At 63.8% G+C, this 23,719-nt stretch carries 26 protein-coding genes; 15 read left to right on the top strand and 11 right to left on the bottom strand.

The window, feature by feature from the left end; translation table 11 throughout:
• Positions 1-36 precede the first annotated feature (36 nt).
• From EJ068_RS07630 to EJ068_RS07615, 4 genes are all read right to left on the bottom strand, one after another.
• Positions 37-888 (bottom strand): tetratricopeptide repeat protein, encoded by an 852-nt coding sequence (locus EJ068_RS07630; RefSeq protein WP_042639313.1) that lies wholly within the window; start codon positions 886-888, stop codon positions 37-39.
• A 132-nt stretch (positions 889-1,020) separates the two neighbouring features.
• A complete protein-coding gene (gene rpsU / locus EJ068_RS07625) occupies positions 1,021-1,287 on the bottom strand; it encodes a 30S ribosomal protein S21 (RefSeq protein ID WP_042639546.1) in 267 nt (88 codons plus the stop codon).
• Positions 1,288-1,461: 174 nt separating this feature from the next.
• Positions 1,462-1,854 carry an SET domain-containing protein-lysine N-methyltransferase gene (locus EJ068_RS07620; protein WP_126081411.1) on the bottom strand — a complete coding sequence of 131 codons (393 nt, stop codon included), beginning with the start codon at positions 1,852-1,854 and terminating at the stop codon, positions 1,462-1,464.
• A gap of 166 nt (positions 1,855-2,020) precedes the next feature.
• On the bottom strand, positions 2,021-2,389 hold the full coding sequence (locus tag EJ068_RS07615; RefSeq protein WP_127249565.1) for a YrdB family protein: 369 nt from the start codon (positions 2,387-2,389) through the stop codon (positions 2,021-2,023).
• Between the two features lie 30 nt (positions 2,390-2,419).
• Between EJ068_RS07615 and EJ068_RS33630 the strand changes: the two genes are divergently transcribed.
• The 6 genes from EJ068_RS33630 (at position 2,420) to EJ068_RS07590 (ending at position 8,165) form a co-directional block, all read left to right on the top strand.
• Positions 2,420-2,545, top strand: coding sequence for a hypothetical protein (locus tag EJ068_RS33630; protein ID WP_281059018.1), 126 nt, complete (start codon positions 2,420-2,422; stop codon positions 2,543-2,545).
• Between the two features lie 41 nt (positions 2,546-2,586).
• The gene (locus tag EJ068_RS07610) at positions 2,587-3,840 is read left to right on the top strand and encodes a sarcosine oxidase subunit beta (protein WP_127249566.1); all 1,254 of its coding nucleotides are present in this window, start codon (positions 2,587-2,589) and stop codon (positions 3,838-3,840) included.
• 72 nt (positions 3,841-3,912) lie between these two features.
• Positions 3,913-4,209 carry a sarcosine oxidase subunit delta gene (locus EJ068_RS07605; RefSeq protein ID WP_112126462.1) on the top strand — a complete coding sequence of 99 codons (297 nt, stop codon included), beginning with the start codon at positions 3,913-3,915 and terminating at the stop codon, positions 4,207-4,209.
• Complete coding sequence (locus EJ068_RS07600; protein WP_127249567.1) at positions 4,206-7,199, top strand: sarcosine oxidase subunit alpha; 2,994 nt, start codon at positions 4,206-4,208, stop codon at positions 7,197-7,199. The genes EJ068_RS07605 and EJ068_RS07600 overlap by 4 nt, the downstream gene beginning before the upstream one ends.
• Entirely contained in the window at positions 7,192-7,776 is a 585-nt protein-coding gene (locus EJ068_RS07595) for a sarcosine oxidase subunit gamma (protein WP_127249568.1), read from the top strand. Before EJ068_RS07600 ends, EJ068_RS07595 begins: the two co-directional genes overlap by 8 nt.
• A gap of 170 nt (positions 7,777-7,946) precedes the next feature.
• On the top strand, positions 7,947-8,165 hold the full coding sequence (locus EJ068_RS07590; protein WP_127249569.1) for a hypothetical protein: 219 nt from the start codon (positions 7,947-7,949) through the stop codon (positions 8,163-8,165).
• 87 nt (positions 8,166-8,252) lie between these two features.
• On the opposite strand, the gene EJ068_RS07585 is transcribed toward EJ068_RS07590, so the two are convergent.
• From EJ068_RS07585 to EJ068_RS07560, 6 genes are all read right to left on the bottom strand, one after another.
• On the bottom strand, positions 8,253-8,486 hold the full coding sequence (locus EJ068_RS07585) for a DUF680 domain-containing protein (protein WP_126081417.1): 234 nt from the start codon (positions 8,484-8,486) through the stop codon (positions 8,253-8,255).
• A 165-nt stretch (positions 8,487-8,651) separates the two neighbouring features.
• On the bottom strand, positions 8,652-9,296 hold the full coding sequence (locus tag EJ068_RS07580; RefSeq protein WP_127249571.1) for a TetR/AcrR family transcriptional regulator: 645 nt from the start codon (positions 9,294-9,296) through the stop codon (positions 8,652-8,654).
• A gap of 209 nt (positions 9,297-9,505) precedes the next feature.
• Complete coding sequence (locus EJ068_RS07575; RefSeq protein ID WP_127249572.1) at positions 9,506-10,282, bottom strand: glucose 1-dehydrogenase; 777 nt, start codon at positions 10,280-10,282, stop codon at positions 9,506-9,508.
• A 16-nt stretch (positions 10,283-10,298) separates the two neighbouring features.
• Positions 10,299-11,336 carry a phosphotransferase gene (locus EJ068_RS07570; RefSeq protein ID WP_127249573.1) on the bottom strand — a complete coding sequence of 346 codons (1,038 nt, stop codon included), beginning with the start codon at positions 11,334-11,336 and terminating at the stop codon, positions 10,299-10,301.
• Positions 11,333-11,818 (bottom strand): MaoC family dehydratase, encoded by a 486-nt coding sequence (locus tag EJ068_RS07565; RefSeq protein ID WP_281059017.1) that lies wholly within the window; start codon positions 11,816-11,818, stop codon positions 11,333-11,335. Before EJ068_RS07565 ends, EJ068_RS07570 begins: the two co-directional genes overlap by 4 nt.
• Before the next feature lie 80 nt (positions 11,819-11,898).
• Positions 11,899-12,714, bottom strand: a complete 816-nt coding sequence (locus tag EJ068_RS07560) for an SDR family oxidoreductase (RefSeq protein ID WP_127249575.1) — start codon at positions 12,712-12,714, stop codon at positions 11,899-11,901.
• 116 nt (positions 12,715-12,830) lie between these two features.
• On the opposite strand from EJ068_RS07560, the gene EJ068_RS07555 reads away from it, so the two are divergent.
• The 6 genes from EJ068_RS07555 (at position 12,831) to EJ068_RS07530 (ending at position 18,665) form a co-directional block, all read left to right on the top strand.
• Positions 12,831-14,072, top strand: a complete 1,242-nt coding sequence (locus EJ068_RS07555; protein WP_127249576.1) for an acyl-CoA dehydrogenase family protein — start codon at positions 12,831-12,833, stop codon at positions 14,070-14,072.
• Between the two features lie 5 nt (positions 14,073-14,077).
• Positions 14,078-15,115 (top strand): zinc-binding dehydrogenase, encoded by a 1,038-nt coding sequence (locus tag EJ068_RS07550; RefSeq protein WP_127249577.1) that lies wholly within the window; start codon positions 14,078-14,080, stop codon positions 15,113-15,115.
• A gap of 197 nt (positions 15,116-15,312) precedes the next feature.
• A complete protein-coding gene (locus EJ068_RS07545) occupies positions 15,313-16,479 on the top strand; it encodes a glycosyltransferase 87 family protein (protein WP_127251687.1) in 1,167 nt (388 codons plus the stop codon).
• On the top strand, positions 16,472-17,440 hold the full coding sequence (locus tag EJ068_RS07540; RefSeq protein ID WP_127251686.1) for a glycosyltransferase family 2 protein: 969 nt from the start codon (positions 16,472-16,474) through the stop codon (positions 17,438-17,440). Before EJ068_RS07545 ends, EJ068_RS07540 begins: the two co-directional genes overlap by 8 nt.
• On the top strand, positions 17,437-18,258 hold the full coding sequence (locus EJ068_RS07535; RefSeq protein ID WP_127251685.1) for a ChbG/HpnK family deacetylase: 822 nt from the start codon (positions 17,437-17,439) through the stop codon (positions 18,256-18,258). The genes EJ068_RS07540 and EJ068_RS07535 overlap by 4 nt, the downstream gene beginning before the upstream one ends.
• Complete coding sequence (locus EJ068_RS07530; protein ID WP_126081427.1) at positions 18,255-18,665, top strand: GtrA family protein; 411 nt, start codon at positions 18,255-18,257, stop codon at positions 18,663-18,665. Before EJ068_RS07535 ends, EJ068_RS07530 begins: the two co-directional genes overlap by 4 nt.
• A 197-nt stretch (positions 18,666-18,862) precedes the next feature.
• On the opposite strand, the gene EJ068_RS07525 is transcribed toward EJ068_RS07530, so the two are convergent.
• Positions 18,863-19,687, bottom strand: coding sequence for a MurR/RpiR family transcriptional regulator (locus EJ068_RS07525; RefSeq protein WP_127251684.1), 825 nt, complete (start codon positions 19,685-19,687; stop codon positions 18,863-18,865).
• A 146-nt stretch (positions 19,688-19,833) separates the two neighbouring features.
• On the opposite strand from EJ068_RS07525, the gene EJ068_RS07520 reads away from it, so the two are divergent.
• The 3 genes from EJ068_RS07520 (at position 19,834) to EJ068_RS07510 (ending at position 23,692) form a co-directional block, all read left to right on the top strand.
• A complete protein-coding gene (locus tag EJ068_RS07520) occupies positions 19,834-20,652 on the top strand; it encodes an N-formylglutamate amidohydrolase (protein WP_126081429.1) in 819 nt (272 codons plus the stop codon).
• A 19-nt stretch (positions 20,653-20,671) separates the two neighbouring features.
• Positions 20,672-22,234: an amino acid permease gene (locus EJ068_RS07515; protein WP_126081430.1), complete on the top strand. Its 1,563-nt coding sequence runs from the start codon at positions 20,672-20,674 to the stop codon at positions 22,232-22,234.
• A gap of 87 nt (positions 22,235-22,321) precedes the next feature.
• Positions 22,322-23,692, top strand: a complete 1,371-nt coding sequence (locus EJ068_RS07510; protein ID WP_127251683.1) for a glutamine synthetase family protein — start codon at positions 22,322-22,324, stop codon at positions 23,690-23,692.
• Positions 23,693-23,719: the final 27 nt, after the last annotated feature.

Here is a 23,719-nt window from a genome sequence, read left to right as displayed (position 1 = left end):
CCGCGCCTGGCGCGAGATGCCCTTCCGTTACAGGCTTCAGCTGGCGTTGCCGCCGGTGCGCGACAGGCCGTCCTTGGCCGGCTGGTAGTTCGGGTCGAGGTGGATCGCCTCGCGGTAGGACTTGGCGGCCCTGACCTTGTCGCCACGGCGCTCGTAGATCAGCGCCTGGTTGGCCCAGGCCTCGGCATTCTTGCCGTCGAGCTTGATGGCCATGTTGAAGTCGGAGAAGGCGTTGTCCTCGTCGCCTGTCGCAAGATAGGAGAGGCCGCGGCCGTTGTAGGGCTCGGCGGCGTCCGGCGCCAGCGAGATGGCGGTCGAGAAGTCCTCGATGGCGAATTTGTGCTGGCCCTGGCTCTGATAGATCAGACCGCGATTGTGGTAGGCGCGCGCATCCGTGGTGTCGAGCTGGATCGCCTTCTGGAAGTCGTTGAAGGCATCCTGGGTGCGGCCCGCCTTACGGTAGAGATTGCCGCGGCCGATATAGGCGGCATCGTAGTTGGCGTTGATCTGGATCGAGCGGTTGTAGTCGGCCAGAGCGGCTTCCTGGTTGCCGAGAAAGCGCTGGATCAGCGCGCGATTCGAATAGGCCTGGTAGAAGTTCGGATTGAGCTGGATGGCCTGATTGAAGTCCTTGAGCGCCGCCTGGTACTGGCCGCCGCGGCCATAGGCCGAGCCGCGCACATTGTAGCCCTCGGGATCCTGCGGATTGCGTTGGATGACCGCCGAGAGCGAGGAGATGTTCTCGCTTGAGCCTTGCGCCTTGTCGATCGAGTTGAACTCACCCGTCGGGGCTGTCTGGCATGCTGCAAGCATCAGACCCGAAAGCAGGGCCGCCGTCAGGGCGAAGCCGCGAAAAGCGGTTCCACGCTCCACGGTAATAGCGTTCATCTTTGTCCTCACTGCCGCAGCGCCGTCAGTCCGTTCCCTCTCCGAACCGGCTCGAATCTATAAACAAAAAGGTGGCGGCGATTCCGCATCGCGCCACCTTCGGTATCCTTCGAAAAGGACGAAAAATAGGCGTTATGAGCGCGGCGAACGCGGCGCGCCACCAGCACCGGCCGGAGCCGGACGCGGGGTCATCGGCAGCAGGCCTTCGCGCTGGGCGCGCTTGCGGGCCAGCTTGCGGGCGCGGCGCACGGCTTCCGCCTTCTCGCGGGCACGCTTCTCGGACGGCTTCTCGTAGTGACCGCGCATCTTCATTTCGCGGAAAATACCTTCGCGCTGCATTTTCTTCTTCAGCGCGCGAAGCGCCTGATCAACGTTGTTGTCGCGGACGAGTACCTGCACGGGCAATCCTGTCTTCGGGTTTGAAATCGTTAGGCAATCGGCCAATAGCCGAGATGCCTCCGCGGCGAGTTGCACCGCGAATTGTGGCGGCTGATAGCAGAATCAGGCCGGGATGTCCACCGCTGATTGCGGGAAAGCGCGATCAAAAACCGGAGCAGTGCGCTAGGCCGCGATTCAGTCTTCCACCGCCGCCAGATGGAGGCGTGCGAAATCCTCGAAAAACTCGCCGTAATCGCAGGTGATTTCCTCGCCGGCGGCGATGTCGCGAATGGCGGTGGCGCCGCCATATTGCGAGAAATCCGTGTTCGGCCGCTCGGAGTGGTTCATGAAGCGGCCATTGTCGACCTCATAGACCATGAAGCCGGGCTTGTCCGGGCTCGGATAGGCATAGCGGTCGAGCAGTTCCCTCAGATGAGGGGATGCCGCTTCATATTTTTCCATCGGAATCAGGCGGTCGAAATCGGGATCGAGCCGCCAGATCGAAGCACCTTTGCGGATCGGCTCGGCAGCGAAGACACCGACGCCCTCGATGGCGCTCTGCGCAACATAGGTCCTGATCAGCAGCATCGTTCCGGTCCGATTTCGACGAAAAACGAAAATCGTCAAAACGGGCCGAAATGCAAGGCCGTAGCGCGATATTTCAGCGGATGAGTGTGCCCGCCGTCCGCCTCACGGATCACGTCCGGTTGATCGAAGCGTCCGGCTTCGGCCGCGGCATAGGCCGCTGTTGCCCCTACTGCCGCAACAGCCAGCCCAGCCGGTCCAGGGAGAAGGCGTAGCTGAGGGCGATCAGCAGGGCCATGACGATGCCCGCGGCCGCGTGACCGACCAGATAGAATCCGGCGGCGCCGCCGAACAGTATGACGAGTTCCAGCGCCAACCGCGCCGCGCCCGGCACAGGAAACGGCGCGCGGCCTGACCGGCTTGGGTCGTCAGGGACCGCGAAGGTTCCCCACAGTGCAGCCGCAACAAGCGGCAAGGCCAAGGCGAAGAGCCAGCGCCACCACCCCTCGGACAGGCTCCAGCCTGCCATGCCGAGCCCGAGCAGCGCAGCAAGTTCCAGCAGAAAGCGCAGGGTCAGATTCCACCAGGCGTTGCCCATATTGATCCTCCAGGTCTCGGAGCAGCCGGTATGGCCGATCGCGGCCGCGGCTACCAGCCCGGACGCCATCCTTTCGGCATGGCGCAAAGCGGCAAGCGCCGTCGCAAACAGCGCAAGGATGACATCGCGGTTTCGCTAGTGATACTCCTCGCGTGACGGGCGGACGACATCCGCGATTTTTGGCGCGAGGCTATAACGTGAAGAAATATTCGGTATTCGCCGTCGCCCGCGAGGCGATGCGCGGCCACAAGGGCTGGGAAGAGCAGTGGACCTCGCCCGAGCCGAAGAAGGAATACGACGTCATCATCGTCGGCGCCGGCGGGCACGGCCTGGCGACGGCCTATTACCTGGCGAGCGAGCACGGCATCACCAACATCGCGGTGCTGGAAAAGGGCTGGCTCGGCGGCGGCAACACTGGTCGAAACACCACAATCATTCGCTCCAACTATCTCTATGATGAAAGCGCCGGCATCTACGACCATGCGCTGAAGCTGTGGGATGGATTGAGCCAAGAGCTCAACTACAACGTCATGTATTCGGCGCGCGGCGTCATGATGCTGGCGCACAACGTGCATGACGTGCAGGTGTTCAAGCGCCATATCCACGCCAACCGCCTCAACGGCATCGACAATGAATGGCTGACGCCGGAAGAGGCGAAGGCATTCTGCCCGCCGCTCAACATCTCCAAGGAAGCGCGCTATCCGGTAATGGGCGCCGCGTTGCAGCGGCGCGGCGGCACGGCGCGCCATGACGCGGTGGCGTGGGGCTATGCGCGCGGCGCTTCGGCGCGCGGCGTGCACATCATCCAGAACTGCGAGGTCACCGGCATCAAGCGGGCGGCGAACGGCGCTGTCAGCGGCGTGGAGACGACGCGCGGCTTCATCGGCGCCAAGAAGGTCGGCGTGGTGGCGGCCGGCCATTCCTCGGTCATCATGAACATGGCCGGCGTGCGCATGCCGCTCGAAAGCTATCCGCTGCAAGCGCTGGTGTCGGAGCCGGTCAAGCCGGTGGTGCCCTGCGTGGTGATGTCCAACACCGTGCATGCCTATATCTCCCAGTCCGACAAGGGCGAGCTCGTCATCGGCGCCGGCACCGACCAGTATGTCTCCTATTCGCAGACCGGCGGCCTGCACATATTGCAGCACACGCTGGACGCCATCTGCGAGATGTTCCCGATCTTCACGCGCATGAAGATGCTGCGCTCCTGGGGCGGCATCGTCGACGTCACGCCCGACCGCTCGCCGATCCTGGCCAAAACACCGGTCAAGGGGCTTTACGTCAATTGCGGCTGGGGCACCGGCGGCTTCAAGGCGACGCCCGGCTCGGGCAATGTCTTCGCGCACACGATCGCGAAGGACGAGCCGCACCCGATCAACGCGCCTTTCACCCTCGAGCGCTTCCGCACCGGACGCCTCATCGACGAGGCCGCGGCGGCGGCGGTGGCGCACTGATGATGGCTCAGTCGCTTTGCGATCAACAGGCCGACGCGCGCGTCGGTCACGGCAAGTTTTAGGATCACCCAGATGCTTCTCATCCGCTGTCCCTATTGCGAGGAAGAGCGCCCGGAACTCGAGTTCCGCAATGCCGGCGAGGCGCATATCGCGCGCCCGACCAACATTGCCGCCGAGAGCGACGACGATTTCGAGAAATTCTTCTTCATCCGCGCCAACCCGAAGGGCGTCATCTATGAGCGCTGGCGGCACATCCATGGCTGCGCGCGCTTCTTCAACGCCGTGCGCGACACCGTCACCGACAAGTTCGTCATGACCTACAAGGCCGGCGAGCCGAAGCCCGCGAAGCTGCCCGGAGCCGCGAAATGAACGCCATGTTCCGCATTTCCGGCGCCGGTCGCCTCAGCCAGGCGAAGACAGCCTCCTTCAGCTTCGACGACAAGTTCTATGTCGGCATCGAGGGCGACACGCTCGCCTCGGGGCTGCTCGCCAACGGCGTGCACCTGGTCGGGCGATCGTTCAAATACCATCGGCCGCGCGGCGTCCTGTCGGCCGGCGCGGAAGAGCCCAACGCGCTGGTGCAGATCGTGCGCGACGATGCGCGCAAGACGCCGAATGTGCGCGCCACCGTCCAGGAGCTCTATGACGGGCTGACCGCCCATTCGCAGAACCGATGGCCGTCGCTTTCCTTCGACGTCGGTGCCGTCAATGACATCGCCTCGCCGCTATTTTCGGCCGGCTTCTACTACAAGACCTTCATGTGGCCGAAGTCGGCCTGGAAGAGCCTTTACGAGCCGAAGATCCGCGCCGCCGCCGGTCTTGGCGTTTCTCCGGACAAGCCGGACCCGGACCACTATGCCGCGCGCTACGCGCATTGCGAGGTGCTGGTTGTGGGCGGTGGCGCCGCCGGCATTGCAGCTGCCCTTGCCGCCGCCGAAACGGGCGTGCGGGTGATCCTCGCCGACGAGCAGGCCGAATTCGGCGGCAGCCTGCGCTTCGAGAGCGGCGCCAAAATCGAGGGCGAGAATGGCTATGCCTGGGCGCAAGCCGCGATCGCCAGGCTCAAGGCGATGGACAATGTGCGGGTACTCTCCCGCACCACGGCTTTCGGCTATTACGCGCAAAACTTCGTCGGCCTTGTCGAGCGGGTCAGCGATCACCTGAAGAATCCCGGCCACGACCTGGCGCGCGAACGCCTGTGGCAGGTGCGCGCCGGCCGCGTCGTGATCGCCACTGGCGCCATCGAGCGACACATGGTGTTCGCCAACAACGACCGTCCGGGCGTCATGCTGGCCTCGGCGGCGCGCACCTATCTCAACCACTACGGCGTGGCCGTCGGCAAGAATGTCGGCGTCTATACGGCGAATGACTCCGCTTATGCAGCGGCGATCGACCTCAAAAAGGCCGGCGTCAACATCGCGGCCATCGTCGACCTGCGCGACAATCCAGCCGGGCCGGTGATCGACGAGGCGAGGGCGCTCGGCATCGAGATTAATTTCGGTCGCGCGGTGGTGAGCGCCGGCGGCAAATTGCGCGTGTCGTCCATGACCGTGCAGCCGAAGAATGGCGGCGGCGGACGCACCATTCCGGTCGACGCGATCCTGATGTCGGCCGGCTGGACGCCGTCGGTGCATCTGTTCTCGCAGTCGCGCGGCAAGGTCGCCTTCAACGACGAGACCAAGCGCTTCGTGCCCGGCACCTACGCGCAGGATTGCGTCTCGGTCGGCGCCTGCAACGGCACGGATGGGCTGGACGCGACGGTAGACGAGGCCTATGCGGCCGGCGCCAAGGCGGCGAAGGAAGCCGGCGGCAAGGTCGGAAAAGGCGCCAAGCCGAAGGTCGATGCCGGCGAGAGCTGGTCGCGCGGCATGCTGGGCGCGGCGCCCGGCGCCGGGCCGGGCACCACGGTCAAGGCCTTCGTCGATTTCCAGAACGACGTCACCGCCAAGGACATCCGCCAGGCGGTGCATGAAGGCATGCATTCGATCGAGCACGTCAAGCGCTTCACCACCAACGGCATGGCGACCGACCAGGGCAAGACATCCAACTTGCATGGCCTGGCGATCGCCGCCGAGGAGCTCGGCAAGCCGATCCCGCAGGTCGGCCTCACCACGTTCCGCGCGCCCTATACGCCGGTGACCTTCGGCTCGATCGTCGGCCATGCGCGCGGCGCGCTGTTCGACCCGACCCGGCGCACGGCGACGCATGGCTGGGCGGCACGCCAAGGCGCCGTGTTCGAGGATGTCGGCCACTGGAAGCGCGCCTGGTATTTCCCCAAGGCCGGCGAGGACATGCACGCCGCCGTCAACCGCGAATGCGTGACGGTGCGCAAGGTGGGCGGCCTGTTCGACGCCTCGACGCTTGGCAAGATCGAAGTGGTCGGGCCGGACGCGGCGAAATTCATGGAGCTGCTCTACACCAATCCGTGGGAGAAGCTGGAAACCGGCCGCTGTCGCTACGGCATCATGCTGCGCGAGGACGGCTTCATCTATGACGACGGTGTCGTCGGTCGACTGGCACCGGACCGTTTCCATGTGACGACGACGACCGGTGGCGCGCCGCGCGTCATGAACCATATGGAGGATTACCTCCAGACCGAGTTCCCGCATCTCAATGTCTGGCTGACCTCGATCACCGAGCAGTGGGCTGTGATCGCGGTTCAGGGGCCCAAGTCGCGCGACATCATCGCGCCGCTGGTCGAAGGCATCGACATGTCGGACGAGGCGATGCCGCATATGTCGGTGCGCGAGGGCAAGATCTGTGGCGTGCCGACAAGGCTGTTCCGCATGTCCTTCACCGGCGAGCGCGGCTTCGAGGTCAACGTGCCGGCCGATTACGGCGAGGCGGTCTGGGAAGCGCTGTGGGCCGGAGGCCAGAAGCATGGCGCGACCGCCTACGGCACCGAAACGATGCACGTGCTGCGCGCCGAGAAGGGCTACATCATCGTCGGCCAGGACACCGACGGCACGGTGACGCCGAACGATGCCGGGCTCGACTGGGCGGTCGGCAAGAAGAAGACCGACTTCGTCGGCATCCGAGGCCTGACCCGGCCGGACCTTGTGGCCAAGGGCCGCAAGCAGCTCGTCGGGTTGAAGACCAAGGACCCGAAAGTGGTGCTGGAAGAAGGCGCGCAGATCGTCGCCGATCCGAAGCAGTCGATCCCGATGAAGATGATCGGCCACGTCACCTCCAGCTATTGGTCGGAGAATTGCGGCCGTTCGATCGCGCTGGCGCTGGTCGCCGGCGGCCGCGATCGCATGGGTGAGACGCTCTATGTGCCGATGCCGAACGGCATGATCGAGGTGGAAGTCACCGGCATGGTGTTCGTCGACGAGAAGGGAGAACGCCTCAATGGCTAAGGCCGCCGCCAAGACAAAAGCCGCCGCTGCTTCCGCCTCGGTCGAGCGGCGTCCGGCGCTTGCCGGCCGCGTGCAGTCCGCGCCGGGCGTGAAGGTCGAGATGCTGCCGCCGGCCGAGCGCATCTCGCTGCGCGCGCCACAGGCTTCGCTCGCCGCGCTCTCCAAGGCGCTCGGCGTGACGCTGCCGGTCAAGCCGAAGAGCTCGGCGACGAAGGACGGGCGCACGGCGCTGTGGCTCGGCCCGGACGAATGGCTGATCATCGACGAGGCCGGCAATGACCCGCTCGCCGATTGCGCTAAGGTGACGGCGCTGCATTCGGCGGTCGGCATCTCGCACCGCAATGTCGGGATTTCGGTTTCCGGGCCTGCTGCCGCGGTGACGGTCAATTCGGGCTGTCCGCAAGACCTGTCGCTCGAGGCTTTCCCGGTGGGTGCTGCCTCGCGCACCATTCTCGGCAAATCCGAGATCGTGCTGCTGCGCACCGCAGCCGATGCGTTCCGCGTGGAATGCTGGCGTTCCTTCTCGGACTATGTCTTTACTTTGCTGTCGGAAGCGGCGAGCGACGCGGCGAACTGATCCTCGCAGCAATTGGTGCGAGGAACCATCGCCGGGCCGCCTCGTTTCCACGGTTCGAGCGATTGAGCGTTTGGCAAGACGCCCAATTGCTCAAAATATTGCTCTGAAGCAGTTCCGGACGGAAAACCGCTGCGCACTTTTCCTGGAACTGCTTATCGAGGAGATTGCCGATGCCGTCCAAAACCGCGCCGAAATCGCCCAAGAAGACTCCGGCCGTCAGCTCGCTGGAGCACGAAAAGCATCGCGAGATCGAGGAAGAAGAACTTGAGGAAGGCCTCGAGGACACGTTTCCGGCCAGCGACCCGGTGTCGATCACGAGCACTTCCATCCCCGGCAGGCCGGCAAAGCCGGCCAAGGCGGTGCCAGGAACGAAACCGCGCAAGAAATAAGCCTCGGCCGATCGCTCGAGGCTATAGGCAAAACGAAAAGGGCGGCCAAGTGCCGCCCGTTTTCGTATGAAATCTTACCAGTGGCGCTTACAGGCCGGGCACGAACCAAGGGTTTACGTCGATGCCAAGCTTCGGGCTCTTCGGCTGGGTCTTGGCGGTGTCCGCCTTATCGACCGAACCGGTGGCGGTGCAATCGAGGGTCACATTGGCATTGGTCTGGGTGCAAGCAGCCGGGGCATGCTTGGCCGGCTGGCTCGCGCCGGCAAAGGCGGCGCCCGAGAAAGCCAGAACGGCAGCCAGGGTTAAGATGATCTTCTTCATTTTCCGTCTCCAGTCGTACATGTACGATACAGCGTACAAATACGGTTAACGGAAACTGAATTCAAGAGGGAATTTGTACGCGTACGATAAATTTTCTTGAACGTAAGAATTCGTCGGCGCGAATCCAGGCGATCGGCTATCACGGAAAAGCGCCGCAACCTCCGGTCAGCAGTTGACGGGTGTTTCGGTGAGCGAGGGGATATCCTGCGCCGACAATGAGGCCAGCATGAAGTCGCACATCCGCTTCACATAGGCCTGCGGATCACCGAACGGATAGAAGGGGAAGGTGATCAGCAGCGAAATCGTGCCGTGGCCGACGGTCCACAGCATGGTGGCGATAGCGCGCGGATCGCCCTTGAGCTTGCCGGCGACCACGCAGGCCTCGACACGTTTGATCAGCACCTTCATGGCGGGGTTGCCTTCTTCCATGTCCTCGTAGCTGCGCCCCTCCGGCAGCTTGGTCTTCTCGGTCATGAAGACGGTGCGGTACTCATTGGGGTTGCCAAGGCCGAAGGCGGCATATTCGGTCATCACCGCCTTGAGCGCCTCGATCGGGTCGTCGGCTGGGTGCGCCTCGATGCGGCGCGCGAGCGTTTCGAAGGCGTCCTCGGCGAGCGCGAACAGGATGTCCTGCTTGTCGGCGAAATAGGAATAGACCGACATGGGCGCATAGCCGACACGCTTGGCAAGCTTGCGGATGGTCAGGCCTTCGTAGCCCTCCTCCTGAACAAGCTTGTGAGCTGCCGCGACCAGCTCGGAGCGAAGCTCAGCCTTCTGCTTTTCGCGGCGTTTCTGAACGCTCAGCGTCAATGTGCGCTGCCTTTTGTCGTTGGTTGCCTGACGAAATTATATACGCTGTACGGAAATGGACAAGAGAGCAGGCTGGTTCCCTTGCGTACGCTCCAACCTCTGTTGAACGCAATTCCGGACGGAAAACCGCTGAGGCACTTTTCCTGGAGTTGCGCTTTGTCAGACGCAATTCCGGACGGAAAACCGCAAAACACTTTTCCTGGAATTGCTCAGATCGCCCCGATGCCGCCGTCGAGCGCCAGCGCATGGCCGGTCATGAAGGAATTGGCCGGGTCAGCGAGGAACAGGATGCCGGTCGTGATCTCGTCGACCTCGCCGACACGCTTCATCGGCACGCCGCGGGTGAGCTGGGCAAGCGCTTCGGCTTCGGGCGCTCCCGTGAAGCGGACGAAACCTTCGACCATCGCCGTTCTGGTGTGGGCGGGGCAGACGGCGTTGATGCGAATGCCCTTGCTGGCATATTCCACGGCCGCCGAGCGCGTCAGGCCGACGACGCCATGCTTGGCGGCGGCATAGACCGAAAGCTTGGGCGCGCCGGAGAGACCGGCGACGGAGGCGATGTTGACGATAACGCCGCCCTTGCCGCTTTCCCTGAACTGCCGCTCCATCCGAGGGATCTGGTGCTTCATGGCATAGAAGACACCGAGCAGGTCGACCTCGACCACGCGGCGCGCTTCCTCGGATGTGACGTGCGGCAGGCGTACGAAGCTGTGCACGATGCCGGCATTGTTGACGGCGATGTCGAGCCGGCCGAATTTTTCGACGGCCAGTTTGACAAGGTCCTCCGAGAGCTCTTCATCGGCGATGTTGCCGGCAAGGGTAGCCGTCTCGGCGTCGAGGGTTGCGGCGAAATCGGCAAGCGCGGCCTCGTCGAGGTCGGAAAGAACCAGCCGCGCGCCTTCGGCGGCAAAGGCCTTGGCCGCGCCGCTGCCGAGACCGCCGGTCGCGCCGGTGATGAGGACTGTCGCCCCGTTGAAACGGCCCATTTGTCTGCCCTCCGCTTCAGCTCTTCCTGTCGATCAGCTCCACCGCCAGCGCGGCAAGCAGTTTGACGGCCTCTGCGTAGGTCTTGGCCCTCTCGGGATTGGAGGCATTGCCGTCCAGCGCGCGGCGATAGACACCCTGGCAAATCGCCGCCAGCCGGAAGAAAGAGAAGGCCAGGAAGAAGGTCCAGTTGCCGATCTCGTCAAGGCCGCGCCGGCGGCAATATGCTGCGACATAGGCCTCTTCGGACGGCAGGCCGGCCGCGGCGCGATCGATCCCGCCGAGGCCGCGAAAGCCCGAGGCATGCGGCAGCCGCCACTGCATGCATTGATAGGCGAGGTCGGCGAAGGGATGGCCGAGCGTCGACAGCTCCCAGTCGAGCACCGCGATGACTTTCGGCGCATCGAGCGCGAACATCATGTTGTCCAGCCGGTAGTCTCCATGGACAAGCGAAACGCGGCCGTCATCGACCGGCATATGGGTCTCGAGCCACGCGACCAACCTGTCGATATCGGTTATGGTTTCGGTTTCGGAGGCCCGATACTGGCCAGCCCAGCGCGCGAGCTGGCGCACGAAATAGCTGCCGGGCCTGCCGAAATCGCCAAGGCCGATGGCGCCAACATCGACATCGTGCAGGGCTGCAAGCGTGGCATTCATGGCATCGTAGATCGCCGCCCGCTCGTCATTTCCGGAAGCGTCCGGCAGCGACGGATCCCAGAAGATGCGGCCGTCGAGATATTCCATGACGTAGAACATGCGGCCGATCGGCGATTCCTCGCCCGAGAGATGCAGCATGCGCGGCACCGGCACAGCCGTGCCGGCGAGCGCCTGCATAACCCGGAATTCGCGGTCGACCTGGTGCGCGGATTTCAGCAATTGTCCCGGGGGCTTGGCGCGCAGCACATAGCGGCCGCTGCCGGCGGTCAGCAGATAGGTCGGATTGGACTGTCCGGACTTGAATTTCTCGATCGAAGCAAGGCCGGCAAAACCCGGAATATACGCCTCGAGATAGGGCGCAAGCGCCGCCTGGTCTAAGGCGCCGGCGTCGCCGCTCATGCGTTTTCCGGCTGGCGCTCGAGCAGGGTGAGCGTCAGCCAGCGCGCCGTCAGCGCCGGCTTCTTCGAGCCTTCGATCTCGATGGTCACGTCATGCGCCGTCTGCACCCAGCCGGATGGCCTCACCTTGACGTCGGCCAGCACGAAACGGGTGCGGATGCGCGCGCCCGTCTTCACCGGCGCCAGGAAGCGCAGCGTGTCAAAGCCGTGATTGACGCCCATCTTGGTGTTTTCCAGCGGCGGCATGGTCTCGAAGGTCATCGCCGACAAGAGCGACAGCGACAGGAAACCATGCGCGATAGTGCCGCCGAACGGCGTCTCGCGCTCGGCGCGCTCCGGATCGCAATGGATGAACTGGTGGTCGTCGGTCGCATCCGCGAACTGGTCGATCATGCGCTGCGTCACCATTCGCCAGGGCGAGACGCCGACCTCCTTGCCGACGCTTGCCAGAAGCGTATCGAGACTGATCGGTTCCACGCTCATGTCCTCCGCACCCCCGCCTGGATTCCTTGACCGGGCGTCTTATTCCTTGAACCCCACCCGGATTCCTTGAATCGGGCGTCTTACTCCTTGAACAACGTCATTCCGTGCTGCACCGACTGGCCGCCGTCGATGGGCAGGATGGCGCCGGTGACATAGCTTCCGGCACGGCTGCACAAATAAAGCGTTGCTCCGGCAATGTCATCCGCCACGCCGATGCGGCCGAGCGGAACATGGTTACCAACATGTTTCGCCTGCTCCTCGGTCGCTGTGGCGAAGGCCGTCATACGGCTCTGGAAAGGACCGGGGGCAAAGGCGTTGACGGTGATGCGGCGGGCGGCGAATTCGATCGCCAGCGTGCGCGTCAGATGATGCACGGCGGCCTTGGAGGCGGCGTAGGAATAGGCGTCGTCGGCAAGCGGCTGGGTGCCCATCACCGAGCCGAGATTGATCACGCGGGCCGGATCCTCGTCGCTTGCCGCCGCGTCAAGCAGCGGCAAAAGCTCCCGCGTCAGGTGGAAGACCGCGGTGACATTGACGCCGAACACCTTGGCCCAGGCGTGATAGGGGAAATCCTGCAGCGGCGCGCCCCAGGAAATGCCGGCATTGTTGACCAGAATATGCAGGCGCTCCGTGCGCGCCTTCACCTCGGTGACAAGAGCGGCGATGCCAGCTTCGCTGGACACGTCGCCGGCAAAGCCCTCGGCCTGGCCGGAGCCGCCGAGCGCGTTCAATTCGTTGGCGACTTTTGCGCAATCCTCGCCCTTGCGCGAGGCGATCATCACATGAGCGCCGGCGCGGATCAGGCCGGTCGCCACCATGCGGCCAATACCGGTCGCCGCGCCCGTCACCAGCGCGGTCTTGCCGGTGACCGAGAACAGCTTGTCCAGATAGCTCATTGCATTCCTCCGCACCCTCGATCAAACGGGCGAGGGGACTCGCGTTGACAAGGCTAGCCGAAGTACGGTCATCCTTGCCACGGGTAAAGATTTATCTGCGAAAGGGACCGGAAGCGATGGCGGACATGAATCTCGGCATGACCGAGCGGCTGAAGCCGATCCACCAGCGTGTGGCGGCTATGGTTCGCGACGAGATCGCGCCACTCGGGGAGGAGTTTCTCGCCGAAATCGGCAAGGAGGGCGACCGCTGGGCCTACACCGCCAGGCAGACCGAGATCCTCGAAGGCTTGAAGAAGACGGCGCGGGAGCGCGGGTTGTGGAACTTCTGGCTGACCGATTCCAAACGCGGCTACGGTCTTTCCACCGTCGAATATGCCTATCTGGCGGAGGAGATGGGCAAGGCGCATCTCGGCGCCGAGACCTTCAACTGCTCGGCGCCCGACACCGGCAACATGGAGGTGCTGGAGCGCTACGGCTCGGAGGCGCACAAGCGGGACTGGCTGGAGCCGCTGCTCGAGGGGAAGATCCGCTCTGCCTATCTGATGACCGAGCCGGATGTTGCCTCCTCGGACGCGACCAACATCTCGATGCGCTGCGAGCGACAGGGCGGCGATTATGTGCTGAACGGCGAGAAATGGTGGGCGTCCGGCGCCGGCGATCCGCGCTGCGCCATCTATATCGTCATGGTCAGGACCGGATCGGACGAGGAGCCGCAGCATCGCCGGCATTCGATGATCCTGGTGCCTTCCGACAGCAAGGGCGTCACCAAATTGCGGCCAATGCAGGTCTATGGCGACGACGACGCCCCGCACGGCCATATGCATCTGAGATTCGAGAATGTGCGAGTGCCGGCAGCGAACCTGATCCTCGGCGAGGGCAGGGGCTTCGAGATCGCGCAGGGGCGGCTCGGGCCTGGGCGCATCCATCACTGCATGCGCGCCATCGGCCAGGCCGAGATGGCGCTGGAGATGCTGTGCCAGCGCTCGGTGCGGCGCGAGGCCTTCGGCCAGTCGCTGGCCAAGCTCGGCGCCAATTTCGACATCATCGCCGAATGCCGCATGGAGATCGAGATGGCGCGGCTCCTGTGCCTGAAGGCGGCGTGGATGATCGACCAGGGAGACGCGCGCGCGGCCGCCCCCTGGATCAGCCAGATCAAGGTGGTGGCGCCCCGCGTCGCGCTGAAGGTCACCGACGAGGCGGTGCAGATGTTCGGCGCGCAAGGCATCAGCCAGGACACGCCGCTCGCCCGCTCGTGGACGCATCTGCGGACGCTGCGGCTGGCGGACGGGCCGGACGCCGTGCACCGGCGCCAGGTGGCGCGCACGGAACTGAAAAAATACACGCAGGAAAAGGTCTGACAGCCATGACGCTTCCATCGCAAATGCGAGGCTTGCTGCTTGTCGGCGACGGTTACACCAGAACGCCTTCGGCGGCCGCGCTGGAAGCGATGGAGCCTTACCTTGAGCCTGGCAGCATAGCCGTGCCGGAGCCGGGGCCGACACAGGCGCTGATCAAGGTCAGCCTCGCCTCGATCAACCCCTCCGACATTGCCTTCATCAAGGGCCAGTACGGCCAGCCGCGGGTGAAGGGTCGTCCGGCAGGTTTCGAGGGCGTCGGCATGGTCGTCGCCACCGGCGACGACCCGTACGCAAAAAGCCTGGCGGGCAAGCGGGTCGCCTTCGCCACTGGCGTGTCGAACTGGGGGGCGTGGGCGGAGTATGCGGTTGCCGAGGCCGCGTCCTGCATCCCGCTCATCGACACGGTGCGCGACGAGGATGGCGCCGCGATGATCGTCAATCCGCTGACCGCCTTGGCCATGTTCGACATCGTCAGGGAGGAGGGCGAAAAGGCCTTCGTCATGACCGCAGGCGCCAGCCAGCTCTGCAAGCTGATCATCGGGCTGGCGAAAGAGGCGGGTTTCCGGCCGATCGTCACCGTGCGCCGTGACGAGCAGATCCAACTGCTGAAGGACCTCGGCGCCGCCCATGTGCTCAATGAGAAGGCGGCGGATTTCCAGGCCGTGCTGCGCGAAACCATGAAGGCCGAGCAGCCACGCATCTTCCTCGACGCGGTCACCGGCCCGCTGGCTTCGACTATCTTCAATGCCATGCCGAAACGCGCGCGTTGGATCATCTATGGCCGGCTCGACGCCGAGCCGACGGTTATCCGCGAGCCGGGGCAACTGATCTTCCAGCACAAACGCGTCGAGGGCTTCTGGCTGGCCGAATGGATGCGCCAGTTCCGCGACAGGCTGGGTCCGGCGGTGCTGGAGGCGCAGAAGCGCTTTTCCGACGGACGCTGGTCGACCGACGTCACGGCGGTCGTGCCGCTGGGCGAGGCGATGGCACGGCTGCCGGCCGAGCTCGCCAAGCCCAACGGAAAGGTGTTCATCAGGCCCTAAACTGCCGGGCGCCGATTTGAACACAAAGCTGTGATCGGCAAGGGAGCGGCCGAAAAACGCCGTTGTCTCGCCTTCCGTTGCCACGCGCTGGCAACGGTCACGCTCGGATGTTCTATTTCATTTCGATGTGATATCTGGCCGGCGCTGAGGCCAAGCGGCGATGGGAATGCCGCCCTGGTCGGAACGCGGGGTGGGCTATGATGGTGACCAAGCCGGTCTTCGACCGTTTGGGGTTTTGGCTGTGGGTCGGGTCGTTTCTGATTGTGCTTGGCTTGGCGCTGTGGTCGCCCAATCCGCGTTCGGTGGTCCATATCTATAGACACGGCAGTGAAGCTTTTCTCGCCGGAGAACCGCTGTATCAGGTCGAAGTCGCCATGGGGTACCTATATGCTCCCGCCTTCGCCGTCCTCTATGTTCCGCTGCTGAAGCTCGGGCCGTATCTGGGCAATGTTTTGTGGCACATGCTGGGCTTCGGGGTGCTTACCTTTGCCGCTATGCGCCAAGTCCGCAAGGTGGGCGGCGAGGAGCAGACATGGCTCCTGTCTTTCGGTCTCTTCCTCGCCCTGCCGGTTTCGCTGGCAGCGCTTCGCAATGGCCAGGCGACGATCCTGCTTACCGGGGCGTGCTGGTTTCTGACGCTGTCGGCACTCGAGGGACGCCGCGCCGAATGCTTCTTCTGGGCCATACTTGCGATCATCGCCAAGCCGACCGCGATCATCATGCTGCTGCTGGCGGGAGCGCTACGCCCCAGATTGATACCGGCGCTGGTGCTGGCGGTCCTTGTCGTTCTCGTCATCCCCTATGGCTTTGCATCGACGGACTATATCAACGCGCAATATCACGATTTCTTCAGGCTGCTGACTTCGATGACGGTCGATCCAACCGGCCCCTTCGTTCCGGCCGACTTCACGGCGCCGTTCACGCGGTTTGGGATGCCGATCCCTGAATCCGTGGCGACGATCGTGCGCGTCGTCGCCGGTTTGCTCACACTTTGGCTGGTGCTCCAGTTCGATCGCAGGCTGGACTCCAACCTCGGCGGACTCGCCATCTTCCTCGCCGCGGCATTCTACATGTGCGTCTTCAATCCGCGTGTCGAGCAGAACACCTATGCCATGGCGGCAGTGCCCGCGGGTCTCTCCATCGCCTTGCTTTGGCGGGAAAAGGGAGCCGGTGCCGTGCGCTGGTTCCTGGCAACGCTCCTCTTCGTCACCGGACTGACCAGTGTCGATCTGCGACTGCACGACCTTTTCCATCTGTGGTTCCGACCGCTCAGCGTCAGCATAATTGCCTGCGTGCTCATCGGCTGGCTCTGGACGCGAGGCAGACAGAAGGCGCCAGCCGCGGGAGCCGTCGCCCGTGGCTGAGAGGCTCGACGTCATCGCGCCGTTCTTCAACGAGGCCGAATCCGCGATTGCCTTCGTCGGGCTGCTCGACAGGCTCGAGGCTGCCGTGGTGGAGCGCTTCGGCATGACGGTGCGCAAGATCCTCGTCGATGACGGCAGCCACGACGGCAGCGCCGAGACATTCGCGGCGGCCCTGTCAGGTTCCTGGGAGATCGTGCGGCTCAGCCGCAATTTCGGCAAGGAAGCCGCGGTGCTCGCCGGGCTCGACCATTCCCGCGGCGACCTGGTCCTGATCATGGACTCCGACCTCCAGCATTCCATGGACATCAGCCTGAAGATGATCGGCGAGCTGGTCGACGATCCGGAGATCGATGTCGTTTATGCGCAGAACGATCGGCGGGAGGGCAGTTGGCGGCGCAGCCAGCTGGCTCGGCTTTTCTACAAGCTGATCAACAGCAGCCAGCGCTTCGATATCCCGGAGAATGCCGGGGACTTCCGCGTTATGCGCGGCGCGGTGGCGCGTGCCTTGACCAGCGTGCGCGACAAGCGTCGTTTCAACAAGGGCCTGTTCGCCTGGGCGGGCTTTCGCCAGAAGGCGGTGCTTTATTCGCCGGAAAGCCGCGCCAGCGGCACATCGAAATGGAGCCGGTTCAACCTGATCGCGTTCTCGCTCGAAGGGTTCACCTCGTTTTCCGTGATCCCGCTGCGCATCATCAGCCTCATCGGATTGCTGGCGGCATTTGCCGGTCTCGCCTATGGCGTGAAAGTGGTCTTCGAGGTGCTGTTCTATGGCATCGCCGTGCCCGGCTATCCAAGCATCATGGTCGCCGTCGTGTTGCTGGGCGGCCTCAACCTGGCGCTGCTCGGCCTGATCGGCGAATATGTCTGGGTCACGCTCAGTGAAAGCAAGGACCGGCCCGTCTACATCGTGCGCGACGTGCTGCATGGCAATGCCGCCGAGCAGGTTGCTCCCGACAGATGACCAGGTCGATCCGCCTGATCGCCGACGATTATGGGCTGGCGCCGGGAGTCTCGAGCGCGATCCTCGACCTGATCGAGCGCGGCCGCCTGACCGGAACCGGATGCATGACCGGTTTTCCCGAATGGGAAGAGGCGGCGGCGCGCATCAGGCCGTTCCGCCGTCGGGCTGCCGTCGGGCTGCATCTGACCCTCACCGATCAGGCCGCCGCGACCGGTTCGTCGAGCCTGGCGCCGGAAGGCAGGCTGCCGGGGCTCGCCTCCCTCGCGCTGCCGGTGCGGCGGGGGCGTATCGACGAGCCGGACGTTCATGCCGAGCTCGACGCCCAGTACGACCGCTTCGTCGAAGCGCTGGGCGGCCCGCCCGACTATATCGACGGGCACCAGCATGTGCATTTTCTTCCCGTGGTGCGGAATTGGCTGCTCGCGCGGTTCGGGGCAAGCGCGGGCAAACCGGCGCTGCGAGGGGCGCCGGGACTTCCGGGCATGGATGCTGCAGCGGCGAAGATCGCGGCGGTCGCCGCTCTGGCCGCAGGGTTCAACGGAGCGATGCGCCGAGCCGGCTTTAGCGTCTTGACGCCGCTTTCCGGGATCTATGACTGGCGGCAGCCGGAGAGGTTCGCTTCAACGCTGCGCGCCGCGATCAAGACCTTGCCCGAACAAGGGGTGTTCATGTGCCATCCGGGCCATGTCGATGACATTTTGCGGGCGCGAGACCCGATGCAGGCCGCGCGCGAGGTTGAGTACGCGGTTCTTTCCTCGCAGGATTTCGGCGACATCCTCGACAAGGCCGGAGCCCGCGTCATGGATGGTAGCGCATGAGCAATGCCGGCCAGCCGCAGCGTTCGACCGGCAACAAGATCGTCCGCTTCGCTCTTGTCGGACTGGTCAACACCGGCATCGACCTCACCGCATTCTACCTGCTGCTCAAGCTCACGGCGCCGGCTTTGGCCGCCAATGTCGGCGCCTGGTTCGTCGCGGTTCTCTTTTCCTTCGTTGCGAACCGCTTCTGGTCGTTCGAGCGGGACCCGGACATACGGCTGCACCATTCCTTCCTGCGCTTCGTGTCGCTGGGCGCGTTGATCTCGCTGGGCGTTTCCAGTCTCTCGATCGCGGCGCTGGCAGGAGCCATCGGCGTGTGGCCGGCCAAGATCATCGGCGTCGTGGTGGCGGCCGTGCTGAATTTCCTGGCCGCGCGCTGGTCGATCGAGGGGCGGTTGTTGAGGTGAGTCCAAGGACTTCGCTGCCCGGCCGGCTGGATGTTGGGACCCGATCCATTAATCTGTCTGCGCCGGACGCGGTCCCGATCCCTGCCGCACTTTCGTGAAGGCCTAATGCATGTCGCCCAAAAGTGCGCAGCGGTTTTGGACCACGACATGCATAGAAACAACAAGCTGAAGCACTGAGGCCGTTCAGACGCGACGCGCTAGCGCAAGCTCTCCAGATCGCGGATGCGCTTGGCGCCGGCGGCTTCCAATTGCCTCGTCACAGCGCCAATCAGGGTTTCGGCGACGACGAACAGAGCGGCGGACGAATCCCAGGCCGAAGGCACGGCAGTGCGTCCGGCGATCACATGGCGGGCGAAGCGGGCGATCGGCGACAGCCATTGGTCGGTAAAGAGGATGATCTGCACGCCGCGGTGATGCGCCTTCTCGGCGAAGCGGACGAGGCTTTCCTGGTAGCGGCGGATGTCGAAGATCACCAGGACGTCGCGCTTGCCCATGTCGATCAGGCGGTCGCGCCAGATGCTCTCCTGGCCGGCGAGGTGATAGACATCCGGCTGGATGATGGCGAGATGGGCGGCCATGTAGCGCGCCAGCGGATCGGTGAAGCGGCCGCCGATGAGGAAGGTCTTGCCGCGCCGCTCGGCAAGCCGCGCCGCGATGTCGGCCAGCTGTTTGTCGGTGAGGTGGCGGAAGGTCTCGCGCAAATTGTCGAGCGTCGCCTCCAGCATCGGCGAGACGGCGTCGCCGGCCGAGCCCGGATTGAGCGTGCGCGAGGCGGGCGACTGCAATTGCGCGGCCAGCTCATCCTGCAACGCCGACTGGAATTCGGGGTAGTTCTGGAAACCCAGCCTGGCGACGAAACGCAGGATCGTCGGCGAGGACACGCCGGCCGCGGCCGAGAATTCGGCGACGGTCTTCAGCCCGGTCATAGGATAGTTGGCAATCAGCGTCTGGGCGGCGCGGCGCTCGCCGGCCGGCATCGCGCCGATGCGGTCGGAGATCAGTTCGGCAATGCTGGAAATCATGGTTTTCCCCCACCCGTTGACCCGTCGCCGCCGTTTTCCCGAATTCGCGTTTGACAAAGCCGGTCAAACTGTATGAAATCATTCACCGGGACGCAATGAGGCAAAATACGTAACATAAGATACAGCGCTCCCGAGGGGACGGCAGTATGGAGAAAGCATGGCCCGCCAGCCTTGCACCGTCGGAGACCGTAAGGGTGACCAACCCTGGCGGCTCGAGCCCCTTCGTCTTCACCTGCGACCACGCCTCGAACTTCCTGCCAGCCGAATTCGGCACGCTGGGGCTGTCCCTTGAAGACCTTTCCCGCCACATCGCCTGGGATCCCGGCGCGCTGCCCGTCGCCAGCCGCATGGCCGAGGCGCTCGACGCCACTTTGGTCGAGACCCGTGTGTCGCGCCTCGTCATCGACTGCAACCGGCCGCTCGACGCGCCCGACCTCGTGCCGCCGGTCAGCGAGACGACAGTCATTCCGGGAAATTCCGGCCTGTCCGATAAGCAGCGCGCCGCGCGGGTCGACCTTGCCTGGCGCCCGTTTCATGACGCCATCTCCGGGATCGTCGACCGGCGGCTGGCGCGTGGACAGGAGACGCGGCTGGTCTCGGTGCACTCCTTCACGCCGGTCTACAAGGGCAAGAGCCGGCCCTGGCATATCGGCATCATCCATGATGACGACCGCAGGTTGGCGGCGCCGCTGATATCGGCGTTGCAGCGGCTTTCGGGCGTCACCGTCGGCGTCAACGAACCCTATTCGCCGGCCGACCGCGTCTACTTCACGCTGGAGCGGCATGCGCGCACGCGCGGCCTTGCCTGCGCGATGATCGAAATCCGCAACGACGAAATCGCCGGCGACACCGGGCAGCGGAAATGGGCGGATCTGCTCACAGGCATATTCTCGAATCTGGAGCCTGAGGAGGCCAGGGGCTCCCGACAACGCGCAATGGGAAAGTCAGTACAGTCGGCCAGTTAAGAACCAACAGGGGACTAAAATGTCAGCGCAAGACTATACGGAACACGACAAGCACGAGGACTTAAAGGTCCTCCACGGAATGGGCTATGCCCAAGAATTGTCGCGAAGCATGAGCCGCTTCTCGAACTTCGCGATCTCCTTCTCGATCATCTGCATTCTTTCAGGCGGCATCAACTCCTTCGCCCAGGCGACGTCTTCGATCGGCGGCGCCGGCGCGGGCATAGGCTGGATCGTCGGCTGCGCCGTTTCCGGGTTCTTCGCCCTTGCCATGGCGCAGATCGCCTCGGCGTTCCCGACAGCGGGCGGTCTCTATCATTGGGCCTCGATCCTCGGCAACCGGTTCACCGGCTGGCTCACCGCCTGGCTCAACCTGCTCGGCCTGATCACCGTGCTAGGCGCCATCAACATCGGCACAGCGTTCTTCTTCACCGGAACATTCGGGAGCTGGTTCGGGATGACCGGAACGCCGGGGGAAATTGTCGGGTTCGTCGCTTTCATTACCGTGCTGCAGGCTTTGCTCAATCATTTTGGCATCAAGCTGACAGCCCTGCTGACCGATGCTTCCGGCTTCATCATTCTCGGCACAACTGCGGTGTTGATCGTGGCCTGCCTGGTGTTTGCCCCGGCGATCGACGTCACCCGGCTTTGGACCTTCACCAACTATTCAGGTGACGCTGGCGGCGGCGTTTTTCCGCAGACCGACTCTATGAGCTATCTCTTCCTGCTCTGCCTGCTTTTGCCGGTCTACACCATCACGGGATATGATGCTTCGGCACACACATCGGAAGAGACACTGAAGGCCGCGCACTCGGTTCCGCGGGCGATTGTTTCATCCGTGGTCTGGTCCTCACTGATTGGCTGGGTGATGCTATGCGCCATCGTTCTGGCGATCCCGGATCTGGCGGCGGGCGCAAAGCAGGGCTGGAACGTCTTTTTCGCCACGATGGACGCGATTCTGCCGGTATGGCTGAAGGAGCTGCTCTATCTGGGTATCCTGATCGCGCAGTTTCTGTGCGGTCTCGCCACGGTGACCTCGGCCTCGCGCATGTTGTTCGCCTTCTCTCGCGACGGCGGCATGCCGGTCGGGTCGGCCGGGCTCGCCAAGGTCAGCCCAGCCTGGCGCACGCCGGTCAACGCGATCTGGACCGCTGCGGTCCTCGAGATCATCTATGTCTTCCTTGCCCAGTTCATCTCGATTGGCGGCACCAACATCTACACCATCGTCGTCAATTCGACGCTGGTCTTCCTGTTCCTGTCCTTCATCATTCCGATCGTGCTCGGCATGATGGCTTTCGGAACTTCGAAGTGGCCGAACCCGGGCCCGTGGAACCTCGGCGGTGGCGTTTTCAAGCTGTTCTGCATTCTGTCGATTATCGGCATGGCGATCATCTTCTACATCGCGGTTCAACCGCCAAACGACAAGGTGCTCTACATCACCATCGGCTTCATCATCTTGACCGCCGTGCTCTGGTTCGGCTTCGAGAACCGCCGCTTCCAGGGTCCGCCGATCGGTGAGCAGATCGCGGCGCGCCAGGCGGCGATCAAGGCGGCCGAGCAGGCGGTCGGCGAGACCGGCAACTGACCTTCGCTTCATGACCATGGCCGGCGCAATGCCGGCCATGGTCTCGTTTTTTCCCTTTCAAATCGACAGCACTGGAGCGCCAAAGGAATGGCCGGGAATTTCTCGTTCGATCAGTTGAAGAAGGCGGTCTCGAACGGCGAGATCGACACGGTGCTGGCCTGCATCGTCGATATGCAGGGCCGGCTCTCGGGAAAACGCTTCCTGGCCCAGTATTTCGTCGATTCCGCGCATGGCGAGACGCATGGCTGCAACTATCTGCTCGCCTGCGACATCGATATGGAGCCGGTACCGGGCTACAAGGCGGCGAGCTGGTCGAAGGGCTATGGCGACTTCGTCATGAAGCCCGACCTGTCGACGCTCCGGCGCATTCCGTGGCTGGAGAAGACGGCGCTGGTTATTTGCGACGTGCTCGACCATCACACGCATGAGGATCTTGGGCACTCACCCCGCGCGATCCTCAAGAAACAAGTCAAGCGCCTGCAGGAGCGCGGCTATATCGGCTATTTCGCCTCCGAGCTCGAATTCTACCTGTTCAGCGAAACCTACGAGTCGGCCCGCAAGAAGCACTGGCAGGGGCTCGACAGCGCCTCGCCCTATATCGGCGACTACCAGATCGGCATCACCACCAAGGAAGAAGGCGTCATGCGCCGGCTTCGCAACGAGATGGAGGCGGCCGGCATTCCGATCGAGAATTCCAAGGGCGAGTGGGGCCCCGGCCAGGAAGAGATCAATGTGCGCTATGCCGAAGCGCTCGACATGGCCGACCGCCACGTCATCCTGAAGAACGGCGCCAAGGAAATCGCCGATTCCGAAGGCAAGGCCATCTCCTTCATGGCCAAGTACAATTACGGGCTCGCAGGCAATTCCAGCCACATCCACAATTCGCTGTGGAGCGCCGACGGCAAGACGCCGCTGTTCTTCGACAAAAAGGCCGAGTGGACGCTGTCTAGCCTCGGCCAGCAATGGGCGGCCGGCCAGCTCAAATACGCCAAGGAGTTCACCTGGTTCCTGGCGCCCTACATCAATTCCTACAAGCGCTTCCAGGCAGGCACCTTCGCGCCGACCAAGATCATGTGGAGCGAGGACAACCGCACCGCAGGCTTCCGGCTCTGCGGCGAGGGCACCAAGGGCATCCGCATGGAATGCCGCATCGGCGGCGCCGACCTCAATCCTTATCTCGCCTTCGCGGCGCTGATTGCGTCGGGCCTCGCCGGCATTGACGAGAAGCTGGAACTGCAGAAGCCTTTCGTCGGCGATGCCTACCAGGCCTCGCGACTTCCCGAGATCCCGAAGACGCTGCGCGACGCGACCGAGACGCTGGCCAAGTCGAAGATGCTGAAGCAGGCCTTCGGCGAGGAGGTGATCGAGCACTATGTGCACACCGCCCGCTGGGAGCAGTTCGAATACGACCGCCGCATCACGGATTGGGAACTGCATCGGGGCTTCGAGCGGTATTAAGCTGCCGCGTCAGCGTCGGCACTGCCC

This window comes from Mesorhizobium sp. M2A.F.Ca.ET.043.02.1.1 (genome assembly GCF_003952405.1).
Classification (GTDB): Bacteria; Pseudomonadota; Alphaproteobacteria; order Rhizobiales; family Rhizobiaceae; genus Mesorhizobium.
Note: the sequence above shows the minus strand (reverse complement) of the source record. Positions and strands in the feature narration are given on the sequence as shown.

What these genes read in the sequence shown, in the direction of transcription:
- EJ068_RS07620 (WP_126081411.1), bottom strand. Translation starts at nt 1,854, where the DNA reads ATGCTGCTGATCAGGACCTATGTTGCGCAGAGCGCCATCGAGGGCGTC.
- EJ068_RS07585 (WP_126081417.1), bottom strand. Translation starts at nt 8,486, where the DNA reads ATGAAGAAGATCATCTTAACCCTGGCTGCCGTTCTGGCTTTCTCGGGC.
- EJ068_RS07510 (WP_127251683.1), top strand. Translation starts at nt 22,322, where the DNA reads ATGGCCGGGAATTTCTCGTTCGATCAGTTGAAGAAGGCGGTCTCGAAC.
- EJ068_RS07595 (WP_127249568.1), top strand. Translation starts at nt 7,192, where the DNA reads ATGGCTAAGGCCGCCGCCAAGACAAAAGCCGCCGCTGCTTCCGCCTCG.
- EJ068_RS07545 (WP_127251687.1), top strand. Translation starts at nt 15,313, where the DNA reads ATGATGGTGACCAAGCCGGTCTTCGACCGTTTGGGGTTTTGGCTGTGG.
- EJ068_RS07575 (WP_127249572.1), bottom strand. Translation starts at nt 10,282, where the DNA reads ATGGGCCGTTTCAACGGGGCGACAGTCCTCATCACCGGCGCGACCGGC.
- EJ068_RS33630 (WP_281059018.1), top strand. Translation starts at nt 2,420, where the DNA reads ATGGCCGATCGCGGCCGCGGCTACCAGCCCGGACGCCATCCTTTCGGC.
- EJ068_RS07525 (WP_127251684.1), bottom strand. Translation starts at nt 19,687, where the DNA reads ATGATTTCCAGCATTGCCGAACTGATCTCCGACCGCATCGGCGCGATG.
- EJ068_RS07630 (WP_042639313.1), bottom strand. Translation starts at nt 888, where the DNA reads ATGAACGCTATTACCGTGGAGCGTGGAACCGCTTTTCGCGGCTTCGCC.
- EJ068_RS07520 (WP_126081429.1), top strand. Translation starts at nt 19,834, where the DNA reads ATGGAGAAAGCATGGCCCGCCAGCCTTGCACCGTCGGAGACCGTAAGG.
- EJ068_RS07615 (WP_127249565.1), bottom strand. Translation starts at nt 2,389, where the DNA reads ATGGGCAACGCCTGGTGGAATCTGACCCTGCGCTTTCTGCTGGAACTT.
- EJ068_RS07560 (WP_127249575.1), bottom strand. Translation starts at nt 12,714, where the DNA reads ATGAGCTATCTGGACAAGCTGTTCTCGGTCACCGGCAAGACCGCGCTG.
- EJ068_RS07530 (WP_126081427.1), top strand. Translation starts at nt 18,255, where the DNA reads ATGAGCAATGCCGGCCAGCCGCAGCGTTCGACCGGCAACAAGATCGTC.
- EJ068_RS07535 (WP_127251685.1), top strand. Translation starts at nt 17,437, where the DNA reads ATGACCAGGTCGATCCGCCTGATCGCCGACGATTATGGGCTGGCGCCG.
- EJ068_RS07590 (WP_127249569.1), top strand. Translation starts at nt 7,947, where the DNA reads ATGCCGTCCAAAACCGCGCCGAAATCGCCCAAGAAGACTCCGGCCGTC.
- EJ068_RS07515 (WP_126081430.1), top strand. Translation starts at nt 20,672, where the DNA reads ATGTCAGCGCAAGACTATACGGAACACGACAAGCACGAGGACTTAAAG.
- EJ068_RS07605 (WP_112126462.1), top strand. Translation starts at nt 3,913, where the DNA reads ATGCTTCTCATCCGCTGTCCCTATTGCGAGGAAGAGCGCCCGGAACTC.
- EJ068_RS07570 (WP_127249573.1), bottom strand. Translation starts at nt 11,336, where the DNA reads ATGAGCGGCGACGCCGGCGCCTTAGACCAGGCGGCGCTTGCGCCCTAT.
- EJ068_RS07600 (WP_127249567.1), top strand. Translation starts at nt 4,206, where the DNA reads ATGAACGCCATGTTCCGCATTTCCGGCGCCGGTCGCCTCAGCCAGGCG.
- EJ068_RS07555 (WP_127249576.1), top strand. Translation starts at nt 12,831, where the DNA reads ATGGCGGACATGAATCTCGGCATGACCGAGCGGCTGAAGCCGATCCAC.
- EJ068_RS07550 (WP_127249577.1), top strand. Translation starts at nt 14,078, where the DNA reads ATGACGCTTCCATCGCAAATGCGAGGCTTGCTGCTTGTCGGCGACGGT.
- EJ068_RS07565 (WP_281059017.1), bottom strand. Translation starts at nt 11,818, where the DNA reads ATGAGCGTGGAACCGATCAGTCTCGATACGCTTCTGGCAAGCGTCGGC.